General features: G+C 67.7%; 19 protein-coding genes. 9 read left to right on the top strand and 10 right to left on the bottom strand.

Annotation, left to right across the window (positions count from 1 at the left end; all coding sequences use genetic code 11):
• Nucleotides 1-132 precede the first annotated feature (132 nt).
• The 5 genes from AC07R7_RS10540 to AC07R7_RS10520 all read left to right on the top strand — a co-directional run bounded on the left by AC07R7_RS10540 (nt 133) and on the right by AC07R7_RS10520 (nt 4,276).
• Nucleotides 133-741 carry a YqaA family protein gene (locus AC07R7_RS10540; RefSeq protein WP_494635108.1) on the top strand — a complete coding sequence of 203 codons (609 nt, stop codon included), beginning with the start codon at nt 133-135 and terminating at the stop codon, nt 739-741.
• Entirely contained in the window at nt 738-1,292 is a 555-nt protein-coding gene (locus AC07R7_RS10535) for a disulfide bond formation protein B (RefSeq protein WP_494635107.1), read from the top strand. The genes AC07R7_RS10540 and AC07R7_RS10535 overlap by 4 nt, the downstream gene beginning before the upstream one ends.
• On the top strand, nt 1,292-1,852 hold the full coding sequence (locus AC07R7_RS10530) for a demethoxyubiquinone hydroxylase family protein (RefSeq protein ID WP_494635106.1): 561 nt from the start codon (nt 1,292-1,294) through the stop codon (nt 1,850-1,852). The genes AC07R7_RS10535 and AC07R7_RS10530 overlap by 1 nt, the downstream gene beginning before the upstream one ends.
• 75 nt (nt 1,853-1,927) lie before the next feature.
• Nucleotides 1,928-3,694: a M1 family metallopeptidase gene (locus AC07R7_RS10525; RefSeq protein WP_494635105.1), complete on the top strand. Its 1,767-nt coding sequence runs from the start codon at nt 1,928-1,930 to the stop codon at nt 3,692-3,694.
• Between the two features lie 81 nt (nt 3,695-3,775).
• Complete coding sequence (locus tag AC07R7_RS10520) at nt 3,776-4,276, top strand: VanZ family protein (RefSeq protein ID WP_494635104.1); 501 nt, start codon at nt 3,776-3,778, stop codon at nt 4,274-4,276.
• Here AC07R7_RS10520 and AC07R7_RS10515 read toward each other — a convergent pair.
• The 5 genes from AC07R7_RS10515 to AC07R7_RS10495 all read right to left on the bottom strand — a co-directional run bounded on the left by AC07R7_RS10515 (nt 4,269) and on the right by AC07R7_RS10495 (nt 6,882).
• Complete coding sequence (locus tag AC07R7_RS10515) at nt 4,269-4,553, bottom strand: hypothetical protein (RefSeq protein ID WP_494635103.1); 285 nt, start codon at nt 4,551-4,553, stop codon at nt 4,269-4,271. The two genes, AC07R7_RS10520 and AC07R7_RS10515, sit on opposite strands and share 8 nt — an antisense overlap.
• Before the next feature lie 134 nt (nt 4,554-4,687).
• Nucleotides 4,688-5,251, bottom strand: coding sequence for an HNH endonuclease (locus AC07R7_RS10510; protein ID WP_492840044.1), 564 nt, complete (start codon nt 5,249-5,251; stop codon nt 4,688-4,690).
• 174 nt (nt 5,252-5,425) lie between these two features.
• A complete protein-coding gene (locus AC07R7_RS10505) occupies nt 5,426-6,067 on the bottom strand; it encodes a DNA-3-methyladenine glycosylase family protein (protein WP_492887936.1) in 642 nt (213 codons plus the stop codon).
• Between the two features lie 52 nt (nt 6,068-6,119).
• Nucleotides 6,120-6,602 (bottom strand): transcription elongation factor GreA, encoded by a 483-nt coding sequence (gene greA, locus AC07R7_RS10500; protein ID WP_494635102.1) that lies wholly within the window; start codon nt 6,600-6,602, stop codon nt 6,120-6,122.
• 169 nt (nt 6,603-6,771) lie between these two features.
• On the bottom strand, nt 6,772-6,882 hold the full coding sequence (locus tag AC07R7_RS10495) for a hypothetical protein (RefSeq protein ID WP_492103908.1): 111 nt from the start codon (nt 6,880-6,882) through the stop codon (nt 6,772-6,774).
• A 162-nt stretch (nt 6,883-7,044) separates the two neighbouring features.
• Here AC07R7_RS10495 and AC07R7_RS10490 point away from each other — a divergent pair, with 162 nt between their 5' ends.
• Both AC07R7_RS10490 and gluQRS read left to right on the top strand, forming a co-directional pair.
• The gene (locus AC07R7_RS10490) at nt 7,045-7,674 is read left to right on the top strand and encodes a TetR/AcrR family transcriptional regulator (RefSeq protein WP_494635101.1); all 630 of its coding nucleotides are present in this window, start codon (nt 7,045-7,047) and stop codon (nt 7,672-7,674) included.
• 19 nt (nt 7,675-7,693) lie between these two features.
• Complete coding sequence (gluQRS, locus tag AC07R7_RS10485; protein WP_494635100.1) at nt 7,694-8,533, top strand: tRNA glutamyl-Q(34) synthetase GluQRS; 840 nt, start codon at nt 7,694-7,696, stop codon at nt 8,531-8,533.
• Here the strand turns inward: gluQRS and AC07R7_RS10480 are convergent.
• The 5 genes from AC07R7_RS10480 to AC07R7_RS10460 form a co-directional block, all read right to left on the bottom strand.
• Nucleotides 8,530-8,844, bottom strand: a complete 315-nt coding sequence (locus AC07R7_RS10480) for a winged helix-turn-helix domain-containing protein (RefSeq protein WP_492887932.1) — start codon at nt 8,842-8,844, stop codon at nt 8,530-8,532. The two genes, gluQRS and AC07R7_RS10480, sit on opposite strands and share 4 nt — an antisense overlap.
• A 7-nt stretch (nt 8,845-8,851) precedes the next feature.
• A complete protein-coding gene (locus AC07R7_RS10475; protein ID WP_492887931.1) occupies nt 8,852-9,484 on the bottom strand; it encodes a hypothetical protein in 633 nt (210 codons plus the stop codon).
• 32 nt (nt 9,485-9,516) lie between these two features.
• Nucleotides 9,517-10,734, bottom strand: coding sequence for an acyltransferase family protein (locus AC07R7_RS10470; protein ID WP_494635099.1), 1,218 nt, complete (start codon nt 10,732-10,734; stop codon nt 9,517-9,519).
• 106 nt (nt 10,735-10,840) lie between these two features.
• A complete protein-coding gene (locus AC07R7_RS10465; RefSeq protein WP_494635098.1) occupies nt 10,841-11,575 on the bottom strand; it encodes a GNAT family N-acetyltransferase in 735 nt (244 codons plus the stop codon).
• Nucleotides 11,572-12,195, bottom strand: coding sequence for a TlpA family protein disulfide reductase (locus AC07R7_RS10460; RefSeq protein WP_494635097.1), 624 nt, complete (start codon nt 12,193-12,195; stop codon nt 11,572-11,574). The genes AC07R7_RS10465 and AC07R7_RS10460 overlap by 4 nt, the downstream gene beginning before the upstream one ends.
• On the opposite strand from AC07R7_RS10460, the gene argH reads away from it, so the two are divergent.
• Nucleotides 12,196-13,617, top strand: a complete 1,422-nt coding sequence (gene argH / locus AC07R7_RS10455) for an argininosuccinate lyase (RefSeq protein WP_494635096.1) — start codon at nt 12,196-12,198, stop codon at nt 13,615-13,617. It begins immediately after the preceding gene.
• Nucleotides 13,614-13,937 carry a hypothetical protein gene (locus AC07R7_RS10450; RefSeq protein ID WP_492887926.1) on the top strand — a complete coding sequence of 108 codons (324 nt, stop codon included), beginning with the start codon at nt 13,614-13,616 and terminating at the stop codon, nt 13,935-13,937. Before argH ends, AC07R7_RS10450 begins: the two co-directional genes overlap by 4 nt.
• The last annotated feature ends 4 nt before the right edge of the window (nt 13,938-13,941 follow it).

Here is a 13,941-nt window from a genome sequence, read left to right as displayed (position 1 = left end):
CCTCGCGGGCAAACGCCCCGATCCGACCGGATCGGGGCGTTTTGCGCTTAAGGGCCATGGACGCCGCCAAAAGTCCTTACACTTTGCGCGCTCACGCTTTACCACCGGCCGGGTCACGATATCGGAGTCCGCATGCTGCGTCGCCTCTACGACTGGGTCATGGGCCTGGCCGCTTCCCGCCACGCTCCGGTGAGCCTGTTCGCCGTCTCGTTCGCCGAAAGCTCGTTCTTCCCGATACCGCCGGACGTGATGCTGGCCCCGATGGTGCTGGCCAAGCCGGACAAGGCCTGGCGCTACGCCCTGATCTGCACGATCGCCTCGGTTCTGGGCGGCGCCCTGGGCTGGGCGATCGGCTACTTCCTGCGCGACTTCGGCCTGTGGATGATGGCCGCGACCGGTCATACGGGCGGGCTGGAGCAGTTCCAGTGCTGGTACGGCAAGTACGGCGTCTGGGTGATCCTGGCCAAGGGCCTGACCCCCATTCCGTACAAGCTGGTGACCATCGCCTCGGGCCTGGCCGCGTTCAGCTTCCCGATCTTCCTGGTCGCCTCGGCCGTGACGCGGGGCGCGCGCTTTTTCATGGTCGCCTTCATCGTCAGGAAATTCGGCCCGACCCTGCTTCCGATCGTCGAGCGCCGCCTGGCCCTGTTCGCCGGAATTTTGATCGCCCTCCTTGTCATCGGCCTGACCGCCAGCCACTTCATCGGCGGGGGCGGGCATGGTGGAGTTTGCGCCGCATGACGAACGAGAAGTCTGAAGTCAGAGGATCGACCTTCGTCGGCGTCGTCTACGATCTGGTCACCCGCCACTGGCCCCTGGTCGCGTTCCTGTCCAGCGCGCTGATGCTGGCCATCGCCCATGCGTTCGAGACCTTCGGCCACCTCGCTCCCTGCCACCTCTGTCTGAAGGCCCGCGAGGTCTATTGGGTCGCCGGGACCGTGGGCCTGATCGGCGCCGTCCTGCAGCGCACGCCGCTGTGGACGCGCCTGCGTCAGCCGGTGAGCCTGCTGCTGGGCGCGATCTTTCTCTACGGGACGGGTCTTGCCGTCTTCCACGCCGGAGTGGAGTGGAAGTGGTGGCCGGGTCCGACCACCTGCACCGGCAGCGGCGCGGCCAGCGCGGCCAACCTCTCGGCCATGCTGGACGGCTCGCTGAAGATCGAGGCGCCGATGTGCGACAAGGCCGCCTGGGTGTTCCTGGGCCTGTCGATGGCCGGATGGAACGCCCTGGTCTCGCTGAAGCTGACGGTGTGGTCGGTGCTGGCCGGCCTGCGCAAGACGGAGACGCTGTGATGACTCGCCCGATCCCCTCTCGCCCCGGTCAAGGCGCCCTGAGCTCGCGCCTCGCCGAGATGCTGCGCGTCGACCAGGCCGGCGAGCTGGCGGCCGTCCACATCTATCGCGGCCAGGCGGCCGTCATGCGCGCCGCGCCGGGTCGCGAGCGCATCACCGCTCAGCTGACGGAGATGGAGGGTCACGAGCAGGTCCACCTCAGCCGCTTCAACGAACTGCTGACCGAGCGCAAAGTCCGCCCGACCCTGATGTCGCCGGTCTGGCGCGCGGCCGCCTTCGCGCTTGGCGCCGGCACCGCCCTGCTGGGCGACAAGGCCGCCCATGCCTGCACCGAGGCGGTCGAGACCGTGATCGAGAAGCACTATGCCGGCCAGATCGAGGAGTTGAAGGACCGCGATCCGGCCCTGGCCGCCGAGCTGACCCAATTCCGCGACGACGAGCTTGGTCACCGCGATATCGCCATCGAGGAAGGCGCGCACGAGGCCGTCGCCTATCCGCTGCTGACCGCCGTGATCCAGGCCGGCTGCCGCGCGGCGATCAAGATCAGCGAGAAGATCTAGACCCTCGGGTTGGCGTCCGCCGCGCGCGGGCCTACCGATGCTCCCCACAAGACCTTGCGTTGGGGAGTCGCCGACTTGTCGTTCCGTATCTTCGCCGCCTCCGCGGCGTCGCTTCTGGCTTTGTCGACAGCGACTTCTTCCGTCGCTTGGGCCGCCGAGCCCCTGAAGACCAGCGAACTCAGTCTACAGACCGGCGGTCCGATGCCCGCCGAGCAGCGCGCGCTGGGCTTTGAGCACGCCGACCTCAAGTTCAGGATTCTGCCCGACAGGAAGGCGATCGAGGGCGAGGCGACCCTGACCTTCACGGCCAAGGCGCCGCTGACCAAGCTGGTTCTCGACTTCGATCGCGTCTTCACGATCCGCAAACTGACCATCGACGGCAAGGCGCTGAAGCCCGTGGCCTGGAGCAATCCCGAGGGCCGGATGACCATCACCCTGCCCCACAAGGTGGCCAAGGGGCGCTCGATCACCGCCGTGATCGCCTATGACGGCGTCCCGCTGGAAGCCAAGCGCGCGCCGTGGGACGGCGGCTTCGTCTGGAGCAAGGCCCCGACCGGCGAGCCCTGGATCGCCACCGCCGTGCAGGGCGACGGTTGCGACATCTTCTGGCCCTGCATCGACTATCCGACCGGCGAGCCCAAGCTGGTCGACCTGCACATCATCGTCCCCGCCCCTCTGGTCGCCCCGGCCAACGGCGTCTTCAAGGGCATGACCGAGAAGGACGGCTGGCGGACCTACAACTGGCGGGCCAAGACCCCCAACACCTACGCTATCGCTCTGGACGTCGGCCCCTATGAGGAGACGACGGCCAGCTACAAAAGCCGCTTCGGCGACAGCTTCCCGATGTCGTTCTGGTATCTGAAGGGCGGCGCCGACAAGGCCAAGGGCCTGTTCGCCGAGTTCGCGCCGATGCTGGACTTCTACGAGCAGATGATCGGCCCCTACCCCTTCCGCGACGAGAAGATGGGGGTGGTCGAGACCCCGCACCTGGGCATGGAGCACCAGACGATCAACGCCTACGGCAACAAGTACAAGAAGGAGGTCTACGGCTTCGATTGGCTGCTGCAGCACGAGTTCGCGCATGAGTGGTTCGGCAACCAGCTGACCAACAGCGACAACGACGACATGTGGCTGCACGAGGGCTACGGGACCTACATGCAGCCGCTGATGTCACAATGGCTGCACGGCGACATGGAATACATGGCGCGTCTGAACCAGATGCGGGTCGACACCAAGAACAGGTTCCCGATCGTATCCGGCAAGCCGCTCAGGGAAGACGAGGTCTATAACAGCGAGCGCGGGCCCGGGAACGACATCTACTACAAGGCCGCCAACGTCCTGCACACGCTGCGGACCCTGATTGGCGACGAGGCCTTCTTCAAGATCACCCGCATCGCCGTCTACGGCCGCGACGATCCCAAGCCCGGCAATTTTACCCCCCGCTACCTGGGCACCCAGGACTATATCAAGATCGTCAACCAGGTGACGGGCAAGGACCACGGCTGGTTCTTCGACGTCTATCTCTACGAGGCCGCGCCGCCGGAACTGGTCGAGACCCGCGAGGGCGGCGATCTGATGCTGACGTGGAAGGCGCCCAACGGCAAACCCTTCCCCATGCCGGTCGACGTCAAGGTCGGCGACAGGATCGTCACCCTGCCGATGGCCGACGGGACGGGTCGGGTCAGCGTCGGCGACACCGTGCCGGTCATCGTCGACCCGGCCTCGAAGATCCTGCGCCGGCAGCCCTATCTGGAAGCCTACCAGGCCTGGAAGAAGGCCCAGGACGACGCCGCCAAGGCCGAGGCCGAAGCCAAGAAGAAGGCGGACGCCGGGAACAAGTAAGCCTCCGCTAACCCTGTCCGTTCACCGGATGGCGCGACCTTCGCTGTTAGGACCCTGTCGTCCTTCCGGAGGTCGCGTTCCATGTTCAAGCCCGTCCACTTCGTCGCCGCCGCGCGCTTCACGCTGCTGGCCGGATCTTTGGCTGTCGCGGTGCTGACCCTGGGTCCGTTCCAGGGCGCGGAAGGTCATTTCGGCCTCACCGACAAGGAAGCTCACGCCATCGCGTTCGGCGGCCTGCTGGCGGTGTCTTTCCTGGCCTTCCCGCGGATGCGCCGCAATGACCTGGCGATCGCGGCCCTGGTGCTGGGCGCGGCCGTCGAAGTGGCCCAGCTCATCGCCCATCGCGACGGCAACATCGCCGATTGGCTGGCCGACGCCGCCGGCGTTCTGACGATCTACGGCGCGAGCATGATCGAAACGGTTCGCAAGATGGCCCGCGAACAAGGCAGCCTGACCTTCGCGCAGATCGCCGCGCAGGACCGCCGTCGGGGCCGCCGCCGTCGCGCGACGGCGTTCGAACCGGTCGAGACGGACGCGCCCAGCTTCGCCGAGCGCGCCGCCCGTCGGTTTCCGGTCAGGTAATACGCTTGACGCTGACCGGGTCGCTGCCGGGGAAACTCTCTTCCAGGCCCTCGTCCAGCAGGGCTTCCTGACGGTTCTCGGACTTGGCGACCTTGCCCGCAAGCTGGTCGTGTTTCTCATTGTCGGCCAGCGGACGCTTGGCCTCGCGCGCATGCGGGGCGTCTATATGCCGGTCTTCCTGACGGATCTTGCCCTCCGAGGCCGTATCGGCCGTGGAGGCGGCGGTGCCGTGCGTGAAGTGGCGTTGGTCGTCTTCGGTATTGGGTTGTCGGCTCATGGCGTGGTCTCCCGTGGCTTTTTAGCCTCGGAGTAAAAACCCGCCGGTCCAGGTTCGGGTTGCATGGCAACGGCGAGGGGACAGCTATCCCCTCGCGCGCGGCCCGGGCCGTTTTGCCGTCCGAAGCCGGAGGCCTAAGCCTCCAGCTCGATGTCCCAGTACAGATAGTCCAGCCAGCTGACGTGCAACCGCCCCGGCGGAAACCGACGTCCCCGCTCCTGTAGTTCGTGCATCGACGGACGGCGAGCGTTCTGGAAGGGCTGCATACCCGCTTCGCGCGGCGTGCGGCCGCCCTTGCTGAGGTTACAGGGCGCGCAGGCGGTGACGATATTCTCCCAGGTGGTCCGGCCGCCGCGCGAGCGGGGGATCACGTGGTCGAAGGTCAGATCCTCCGGCGAACCGCAGTACTGACAGCTGAAGCTATCGCGCAGGAACAGGTTGAAGCGGGTGAAGGCCGGCGGCCGCTCCTGCGGAACATACTGCTTCAGCGCCACGACGCTGGGCAGCCGCATCTCGAACGACGGCGAATGGACGACCTGGTCATAGCTGGCCACGACATCGACGCGATCCAGGAACACCGCCTTGATCACCTCCTGCCACGGCCAGACGGACAGCGGATAGTAACTGAGCGGCCTGAAATCGGCGTTGAGCACGAGGGCCGGCATGCCCGAGGGCGGGCGCGTGAGGACCTGCATCAGATCCCCCCTTCGAGGCGAACGGCTAAGCGTTCAGCACCTCGGCTGATATGATACGCGACAGGACTGAAGACGGGCCTCCTTCCTACGCTATTCAGGGAATCGCCATTCATTCCCGAACGCATGGAAAGGATGGGCCATGTCAGCGACAGAACCAAGACATCTCGCCGACAGGGCTCAGAAAGGCGCGATCTCGCGTCGTTTCACGGCGCCGTAGCAGGCCCAAAGCAGATGGGCGGCGACGCCGCGATAGGGCCGCCAGAGTTCGGCGCGGGCATAGGCCTGCTTCTCGTTGGGCCGGACCTCGGACCGGTCGGCCCAGCGCATGGCCTCCTGCAGGGCGATGTCGCCGCCAGGGAACATGTCCAGCCGCCCTTGGGTGAACATCAGATAGACCTCGGCGGTCCAGCGGCCGATGCCGGTGATCGCCGTCAGCGCCGCGATCGCCTCCTCGTCGGACAGGCCCGGCAGGGCGTCGAAGTCGCACGTCCCGGCCAGGTGGGCGTGGGCTATGGCGCGGACATAGCGAGCCTTGGGCCGCGAAAGGCCCAGCGACAGCAGATAGGCGTCCTCGTGGCCCATCACCGCGTCGGGAGTCATCTCGGGCAGGCCCGCCTCGACCCGCGCCCAGATGGCGGCGGCCGAGGCCAGCGACACCTGCTGCTGCACGACCATCTTCAGCAGACCCGGAAAACCGCCCGTGCTCACGCGCCATTCGAAGGGCGGCGTAACGGCTTCCAGGGCGGCCAGCGCCGGGTCGGCGGCGGCCAGGCGCCGGCGGGCTTCGAGCAGGGCGTCGGCGGTCGGTGGAACGAACATCGGCCTCAAGGGACCCCGCCCCGCGGCCGCTGACAATCCGGAACTTGCTGAACTATCCGATGCTGGTGATCTCGACCTCGCCGCCGGGCGCGGGGGAGACGTCGCCGACGACCTTCCCGAGCAACGCCCGGGCGATCGGGGCGACATAGGACACCGAGCCCTGGGTCGGGTCGGCTTCGTCCTCGCCGACGATGCGGAAGGTCTGCACGCGACCGTCCTCGCGCTCGAAGGTCACGCGGTCGCCGAACTGCACGGCGGTCTTGTCCGGGTCGCGCTCCATCAGCTGGGCGGTGGCGCGGCGAGCCGACCAGTAGCGCAGATCGCGGGTGGCGCGCGCCATGGCGGTGCGATCGCCATCGGCCGCCCCGCCGGCGCTCTGGGCCGCGCTATAGGCGGCGCGCGCCGAGGCCAGCTCGGCCTCGATCTGGGCCAGGCCTTCCGGCGTGACGAGATTGGGATGGGTGGAGATGGGGCGATCGGGCAGATCGGCCGCGAAGGCCTCGCTGTCGCCTTCCTTGGTGAAGGCGACGCTCATCGGACGATGTCTTGGATCATGGAGAAAGCCTGCGACGCACACGAATGAAACGGCGTCGGAAGGCCTAACGCGTCCGGTTCTGGTTAGCTCCGCGACAGCAAAGCTTCAAGCCGAACGCGGCGGCGGGCGCTCTGAGGCAAGCCCGCCGACAGCGGGCCATCAGTCTTTATTAGAGAACAACGCCTGCGACAGCGGCGGCGACGCCAAGAGCGATGACGAGGAAATAGCCGGCGGCCAGACGGTCGAAAGCGTTTTCAAAAGCGGCGAGCGTACGTTGCATGGGATGTCCCTCAATGCCTTGTCCTACCCCCGATGGGCTCTGGCCAAGCCTGCGCCGAGCCAATCTGGACGATGCTTAGATAGCACCAATCTGAACGACGTCAAGATAATCTATACAGTGTTTGGATGAAAATCTGAAAAGGTGCTGTTACAGTGAGGACCCATGACCACCGCGACCGCCGAATCCCGTCCGTATCACCATGGCGACCTGAGCCGCGCCCTGATCGACGCCGCCCGCAAGATCCTCGAAACAGAGGGTCCGGCGGCCTTGTCGCTGCGAGCCGTGGCGCGCGAGGCCGGGGTCAGCCCCGCCGCGCCCTATCATCACTTCAAGGACAAGGCCCAGTTGCTGGAGACCGTCGCCCACGAGGGCTGGCATGAGCTGGACGTGGCCCTGTCCGCGGCTCGCGCCTCGACCGACGACGCTCGCGCGCGGATAAGCAATCTGGGCGTGGCCTATGTCTGCTTCGCCCGCGACAACCCGGCGCTCTATCGCGTGATGTACGACCGCTCGCGCGACAAGGACGCCCTGCCCGACCAGTTGAAGGACGACGGCGCCTATTGCCAGGTCCGTGACACCATCAACGAAAACAGCGGCGGTCACGTCAGCGACATCGACCTGGAGCTGGCGACCATCGCGGCCTGGTGCGCCGGTCACGGTCTGGCGGAGATGATCGGCTTCAAGCAATTCACCACGCTGAAGGCGCAACTGGGCGGCGAGGAGGCCTTCCTGCGCGCCGTGTTCGAGCACCTTGGCATGTTCGCGAAGTTCACCACGCCCCCTCAAGGCTGAATTGGGACTGAGAGCGAGCGTGACCTTCGTCACCCGGTTCGCCCCGTCGCCGACGGGCCTTCTGCATCGCGGCCACGCGTTCTCGGCGCTGACGGCCTATCGCGCCGCGCAAGAGGCCGGCGGCCGCTTCCTGCTGCGCATCGAGGACATCGACGCCACCCGCTGCCGGCCGGAATACGACGCGGCCATCTTCGAGGACCTGGCCTGGCTGGGCCTGGAGTGGGAAACGCCCGTCCGCCGGCAGTCCGAGCATCTGACCGACTACCACGCCGCGATCGAGACCTTGCGCGAACGCGGCCTGGTCTATCGCTGCTTCAAGACGCGCAAGGAGATCGACATCGGTCGCGCCCCGCACGCGCCGGCGGTTCCATATGTCGGCGCCCCCCTGCCCGCCGACGAGGAAGCCAAGCGCCTCGAACGCGGCGAGGCCTTCGCCTGGCGGCTGTCGCTGGCGGCGGCGCGTGACGCGCTCGGTGGCTTCGAGGGCCTGACCTTCGTCGAGGAGGGCGCGGGCCCCGACGGCGAGACCGGCGTCATCCAGGCTCGCCCGGAAACCGCCGGCGACATCGTCCTGGCCCGCAAGGACGTCGGCGTCGCCTATCACCTGGCCGTGGTCCACGACGACGCCCTGCAAGGCGTCACCCACGTGATCCGAGGCGTCGACCTGTTCGAGGCCGCCCACATCCAGCGCCTGCTGCAGGCCCTGCTGGGCTACGCGACGCCGACCTACCGCCATCACGGCCTGCTGCTCGGCCCGGACGGCAAACGCTACGCCAAGCGCGACAGGGCCCAGACTCTGCGGGAACTCAGGGCCGCGGGCATGAGCGCGGCCGAGCTGCGGGCCGAACTCGGCTTTTAGGCCCCGCCCCCGGCCTGCTCGACCAGCTGGCCCATCGCCTTCAGATAGTTCGAAAAGGCCGCTCTCCCGGTCTCGGTCAGGCGCACGCGGGTCAGGGGCTTGCGGCCGACGAAGCTCTTGTCGATCGAGACGTATCCGGCCTCCTCCAGCTTGCGCAGGTGGATCGACAGATTGCCCTGGGTGACCTCCAGGACGTCCTTCAGCTCGGTGAAGTCGGCGACCTCGGCGCTGGCCAGGTAGGCGACGATCCCCAGCCGCACGCGGCCATGGATGACGTCGTCCAGCCCGCTAATGTCGAACCTGGGCGCCACGATCGTCTCAGGCGCCTGGCCGCAGGGCCTGGCGCATCATGAAGAAGCCGGGGGCCCCCATGAAGGCGAACAGGCCGAAGGTCGCGATCGCCAGATAGAGGTCCGCGCGATGGATCAGCATTCCCATGGCGACGCCCGACACCAGCCAACCGATCGCCACCAGCGCCATCCACGCCCGCTTGCGCAATACGAAACTCACGTACCAGACCGCGCCCTGCAGGATGAACACCACGGCCGGATGGAACAGCCAGTAGCGGAAGTCGTGGTTGCGCGCGGCGGCCGAGGCGAAGACCACCACCAGCGCCAGATTGGCGATGCCCGTGCCCGCGAAGGCGGCGTTGACGGCGCGGTTGGTGACGCCGCGCTGGGGGTTCTTGCGGTCGATGACGATGACGATAGTCATCAGGATCAGGAAGATCACCGTCGGCGCCCAGGCCATCACGATGTTCCCCGTCGCCCCCAGGGTCAGGAGGCCCTTTTCCTGGACGAAATAGCTCAGGGTCTGGACGCCGTAGAGCACGCCCGCCGAGCCATAGAGCGCGCCCCCGGCCACGCCAAGCCCGCCGCGCTCGTTGCCGCCCTCGGCGAGGCCGCGCAGGAAGGCCAGATCGTCCTGGGCGCTCTTGAGCTTGTCGTTCATGCCGATCCCCTTCAGCGCTGCATCATGACGGCTCACAGGATTCGTCCCAACAGCGGCATGCGGCGCAGGACCATGGTGGTCAGCCAGCTGAGCACGACGGCCCCGCCGAACGCGACGCACCCCTTGGCGAAGCCGCCCCAGGCCTGCGGCAGCATCAGCCACCCCAGCCAGGCGGTGAAGACGTAGTGGGTCAGGTACATGCCGTAGGCGTTGGCTTGCAGGCTCCGACCGATGGGCCCCGTCTCGCGGACGAAGCGCAGGAAGGTCGCCAGCGCCGCGAACGACAGCGTGGCGCAGGACAGACAGAACATCAGCCCGCCGAACGAATCCAGCAGCGGCCTGGGCGGAGGGTTCGGCGAGAAGGCGATGATCATGGTCGCCACCGCCCCGACGATCGGCAGGATCGGGGCCAGCTGCCAGAGCTGCCAGCGCTTGGCGAGCTTCCCCTCGGGATCCGTCAGGCCATGTCCCACGCCTGCGGCGCCGACCGCGATCCCGGCCAGGAAGTAGACGAAGTAGTGGCCGATGCGGGCCGTCTGGACCACGAACGGTCCGACCATTGTCCAATGACCGAACGGGGTTGTCATGACCAACGGCAGATAGGCCATCAGGCTTACCGCCGCCAAGCCGCAGAAGAACCGACCTGGCTTGGCGTCCGCGCCTTTCGCCGCGCGACCGAGGACGTCGGTGACGCCAGGCCACATCGCGTAGACCGCCGCGAACAGCCCGCCGAACGCCAGCAGCACCCACAGGAACCAGGCCGGGCCGCTGGGCCAAAACGGCAGGCGCGTCCAGGCCTCGGCGAAGGGGGTGAACGACGGCGCGCCGCCCGACTGCAGCCAGGCCGGGAAATAGGCCAGCGGGGCCAGCAGGCCGACGGCGAGGACGAACGGGACGCCCAGGCGCAAGGCCCGGCTCCTAAGGTAGCCGCCTGCCCCCTTGGCCCGCAGGCCATCGGCGACGAACAGGCCCGAAATGAAGAACATCAGCGACATGAAGAAGAGGTCGTTGACCAGGGTAACGAGGCTCCAGCCGCCAAACTTCTGCGGGTCTGCCACCGGGAAAGCCGTCCAGAGAATCGGCTGGGCGTCGAACGCCTTCGGGGCCGGCGCGTACGGGTGATAGGTCAGCACCGCGTGGTGGGCGATCACCAGCAGGGTGACGAAGGCGCGCAAGGCGCCGATGGCCGCGTTGCGACCGCCGATCTGGACGAGCGTCGATCTCTCGGAGGCGCTGAGGGGCGCGTGCATGGCTTCGGTTTCCCCCTTGAAGATGGCCACACCATGGATCAACAAGTTTGTTTTGTAAACTAGTCTACCCCACTTAGGCGACGCCAGGCGGAGCATCGCGCTGCCTTCAGCGAACCCAGTAGCGGTAGCGATACCCTGGCGTGAAACCCTCGTCGGCATAGAGGGCGATGGCTGGCGCGTTGTCGGCCTCGACCTGCAGCCAGGCGCGGTCGGCGCCCAGATCCTTCGCCTCGGCCAGCAGGGCGCGCAGCACTCGGCGGGCCAGACCCTTGCGGCGATGGTCGGGGACGGTGCGCATGCCGAAGATCCCGGCATAGCCGCCGCCGATGGCGCTGGCGCTGGCCCCGATCGCCGCCGGGACGCCGTCGATGTCCAGCCGCGCGAAGCGGGCCGGCGGAGGGATACGGCCAAGCGCCTCCAGCCGTTCGCGACCATCCTCCGGGTTACCGGCCGTGGCGGTGAACACGGCTTCGAAGGTGGCGTCCGGCGTGTCCGACAGGCGGACGCCATCGTCGCCTTCCCCACTGGTCTGACCCAGCATCACTAGGGTCGCCTTGCACGCCGCGTAGCCTCGGGCCGCCAGACGCTCGGCCAGGTCGGCCGGCGCCACGACACCATCGGTCAACTTGAAGCGCGGCGGCAGGCCGCGTTCGACGAACCAGGCCTCGACCGCATCCAGCGCCGCTTCCGGATCGCGATCCGGCGCCGCCAACGGCCAGCAGGCGTTGATCCGCATCGACTGGCCGGACGAGGCGTTCAGCCGCCACCCACCCAGCCGCGCCCGCTCGCGGGCCGGCCAGGCGTCGTCGGCCAGGGGTTCTAGAAGCGCCGGATCGATCACTTCTCGGCCAGGAGCTTCTCGACGATTCCGCGCGCTTCCGGGCTGGACCAGTCGGCCGGACCGGCCATGCGGGCGCGCTCACGGCCCTGGCGGTCGTAAATGATCGTCGTCGGATAGCCGGCCGCCTTGGGCTCCAGCGCGAACGAGAGCTTGTAGCCCGGATCGCGATAGGTCTTCAGCGGCGGATTGGCGGCCATCTCCTCGTTGACCAGGTTCAGGTCGCTATCGCGGTCGACGCTGATCGGCAGCACGGTGACCGGCTGGGTCGCGTAGACGGACTGCAGCTTGGCCAGGGTCGGCATCTCGGCCTTGCACGGCGCGCACCAGGTCGCCCACAGGTTCATGACCACCACGCGGCCCTTGAAGTCGGCCAGAGTGGCGGGCTTGCCGTCCAGGCTGGTGAACACCGTGTCGGGCGCGGGACGCGGCGTGGCGGGCACGTCGAGCTTTTCCAGCGTCCCCTTCTTGAATTCTGTGAGGTCGGCAGGCCCATGGGGTTTGAACGAAGCACTGGCGATGACGTATAGAACCGCCGCCACGCCGACGAGGACGACGCCACCCAGCGCCAGCCTCACAGGGTTGCGCTTCTTGGCCGCCGCCTCCGATTGGACTTCGCTCATATGACCGACAACGCCTCCGATACGCCCAAGGCCGACAAGGGCCAGGGCCAAGCCATGTGGGGCGGTCGGTTCTCGGCCAAGCCGGCGGAACTGATGCAGGCGATCAACGTCTCCATCGGCTTCGACAAGCGCCTCTGGGCGCAGGACCTGGCAGGCTCCCGCGCCCACGCCCGGATGTTGATCAGCCAAGGTGTGATTGCAAGCGCCGACGGCGAGGAAATCCTCAAAGGCCTCGACGCCATCGAGGGCGAGATCACGGCCGGGGTCTTCCCGTTCCGCGACGAGTACGAAGACATCCACATGAATATCGAGGCGCGGCTGCGCGAGCTGATCGGCGCGACCGCCGGCCGGCTGCACACCGCCCGCTCGCGCAACGACCAGGTCGCCGTCGACTTCCGCCTGTGGGTCCGCGACGCCGCCGACCGCTCGGCCGCTCAATTGGAGGCCCTGCAAAAGGCCCTGCTGGCTCAGGCCGAGGTTTATGCCGACGCCCTGATGCCGGGCTTCACTCACCTGCAGCCGGCCCAGCCGGTCACCTTCGGCCACCACCTGATGGCCTATGTCGAGATGTTCGGTCGCGACGCCAGCCGCTTCCGCGACGCCCGCGCCCGCATGAACGAGTGCCCGCTGGGCGCGGCGGCCCTGGCCGGCTCGCCCTTCCCGATCGACCGCCACCAGACGGCGGCGGCCCTGGGCTTCGACCGCCCGACCGCCAACTCGCTGGACAGCGTCTCGGCCCGCGACTTCGCCCTGGAAGCCCTGTCGGCCGCCTCGATCACCGCCACGCACCTGTCGCGCCTGGCCGAGGAGATCGTGCTGTGGACGACGCCGATGTTCGGCTTCATCAAGCTGACCGACGCCTTCACGACCGGCAGCTCGATCATGCCGCAGAAGAAGAACCCCGACGCCGCCGAGCTGATCCGCGCCAAGGTCGGCCGCATCCTGGGCTCGCTGACCACCCTGACCGTGGTCATGAAGGGTCTGCCGCTGGCCTATTCGAAGGACATGCAGGAAGACAAGGTCCCGACCTTCGAGGCCTTCGACGCCCTGGAACTCAGCCTGCTGGCCATGGCCGGCATGGTCGCCGACCTGACCCCGAACACCGAGACCATGGCCAAGGCGGCTGGCGCGGGCTTCTCGACCGCCACCGATCTGGCCGATTGGCTGGTGCGGACGCTGAACATGCCTTTCCGCGACGCCCACCACGTGACAGGCTCCGCCGTGAAGACGGCCGAAGGGCTTGGCGTCGATCTGGCCGATCTTAGCTTGGAGCAGTTCCAGGCGATCGAGCCCCGGATCACCCAGGACGTCTACGCCGTTCTGACCCCGGCCGCCTCGGCGGCCAGCCGCATGAGCTACGGTGGGACCGCCCCCGCCCAGGTCCGCGCCCAGATCGCGCGTTGGAAGGAAGTCCTCGCATGACCCCCTTTAAGAAGAACTTTGGGCGCCCCGTCACCCTGCTCGCCCTGACCGCCATGGCGCTCACGGCCGCCGCCTGCGGCAAGCAAGGCGCCCTGGAGCGTCCCGCGCCGATGTGGGACCCGGCCAAGAAGGCCGCCTGGGAAGCCGAACGCCGCGCCGCCTCGGCCCAGGCCAATCAGCCGGCCCGCGCCGGCGGCGCCCAGGAGATCCGAGACCCGGCCTCCAGCAACCGCACCATTCGCGAAGCGCCGCTGCCGGGCACCAACGATCCGTTCGGCGGCCCCTCGCAAGCCGGCTTCCCCGGCGCCACGCCCAGGTAAGAGA

The sequence above is a fragment of the Caulobacter sp. GW821-FHT05F04 genome, from assembly GCF_059419665.1.
The sequence above is the reverse complement of the archived record's forward strand: the minus strand, read 5'-3'. Positions and strand labels throughout refer to the sequence as shown.

Coding starts and splice junctions, on each gene's coding strand:
- AC07R7_RS10515 (WP_494635103.1), bottom strand. CDS start 4,553: ATGAGCCGACAACCCAATACCGAAGACGACCAACGCCACTTCACGCAC.
- AC07R7_RS10490 (WP_494635101.1), top strand. CDS start 7,045: ATGACCACCGCGACCGCCGAATCCCGTCCGTATCACCATGGCGACCTG.
- AC07R7_RS10470 (WP_494635099.1), bottom strand. CDS start 10,734: ATGCACGCGCCCCTCAGCGCCTCCGAGAGATCGACGCTCGTCCAGATC.
- AC07R7_RS10540 (WP_494635108.1), top strand. CDS start 133: ATGCTGCGTCGCCTCTACGACTGGGTCATGGGCCTGGCCGCTTCCCGC.
- AC07R7_RS10505 (WP_492887936.1), bottom strand. CDS start 6,067: ATGTTCGTTCCACCGACCGCCGACGCCCTGCTCGAAGCCCGCCGGCGC.
- AC07R7_RS10495 (WP_492103908.1), bottom strand. CDS start 6,882: ATGCAACGTACGCTCGCCGCTTTTGAAAACGCTTTCGACCGTCTGGCC.
- AC07R7_RS10535 (WP_494635107.1), top strand. CDS start 738: ATGACGAACGAGAAGTCTGAAGTCAGAGGATCGACCTTCGTCGGCGTC.
- greA (WP_494635102.1), bottom strand. CDS start 6,602: ATGAGCGTCGCCTTCACCAAGGAAGGCGACAGCGAGGCCTTCGCGGCC.
- AC07R7_RS10475 (WP_492887931.1), bottom strand. CDS start 9,484: ATGAACGACAAGCTCAAGAGCGCCCAGGACGATCTGGCCTTCCTGCGC.
- AC07R7_RS10530 (WP_494635106.1), top strand. CDS start 1,292: ATGACTCGCCCGATCCCCTCTCGCCCCGGTCAAGGCGCCCTGAGCTCG.
- AC07R7_RS10460 (WP_494635097.1), bottom strand. CDS start 12,195: ATGAGCGAAGTCCAATCGGAGGCGGCGGCCAAGAAGCGCAACCCTGTG.
- AC07R7_RS10450 (WP_492887926.1), top strand. CDS start 13,614: ATGACCCCCTTTAAGAAGAACTTTGGGCGCCCCGTCACCCTGCTCGCC.
- AC07R7_RS10520 (WP_494635104.1), top strand. CDS start 3,776: ATGTTCAAGCCCGTCCACTTCGTCGCCGCCGCGCGCTTCACGCTGCTG.
- argH (WP_494635096.1), top strand. CDS start 12,196: ATGACCGACAACGCCTCCGATACGCCCAAGGCCGACAAGGGCCAGGGC.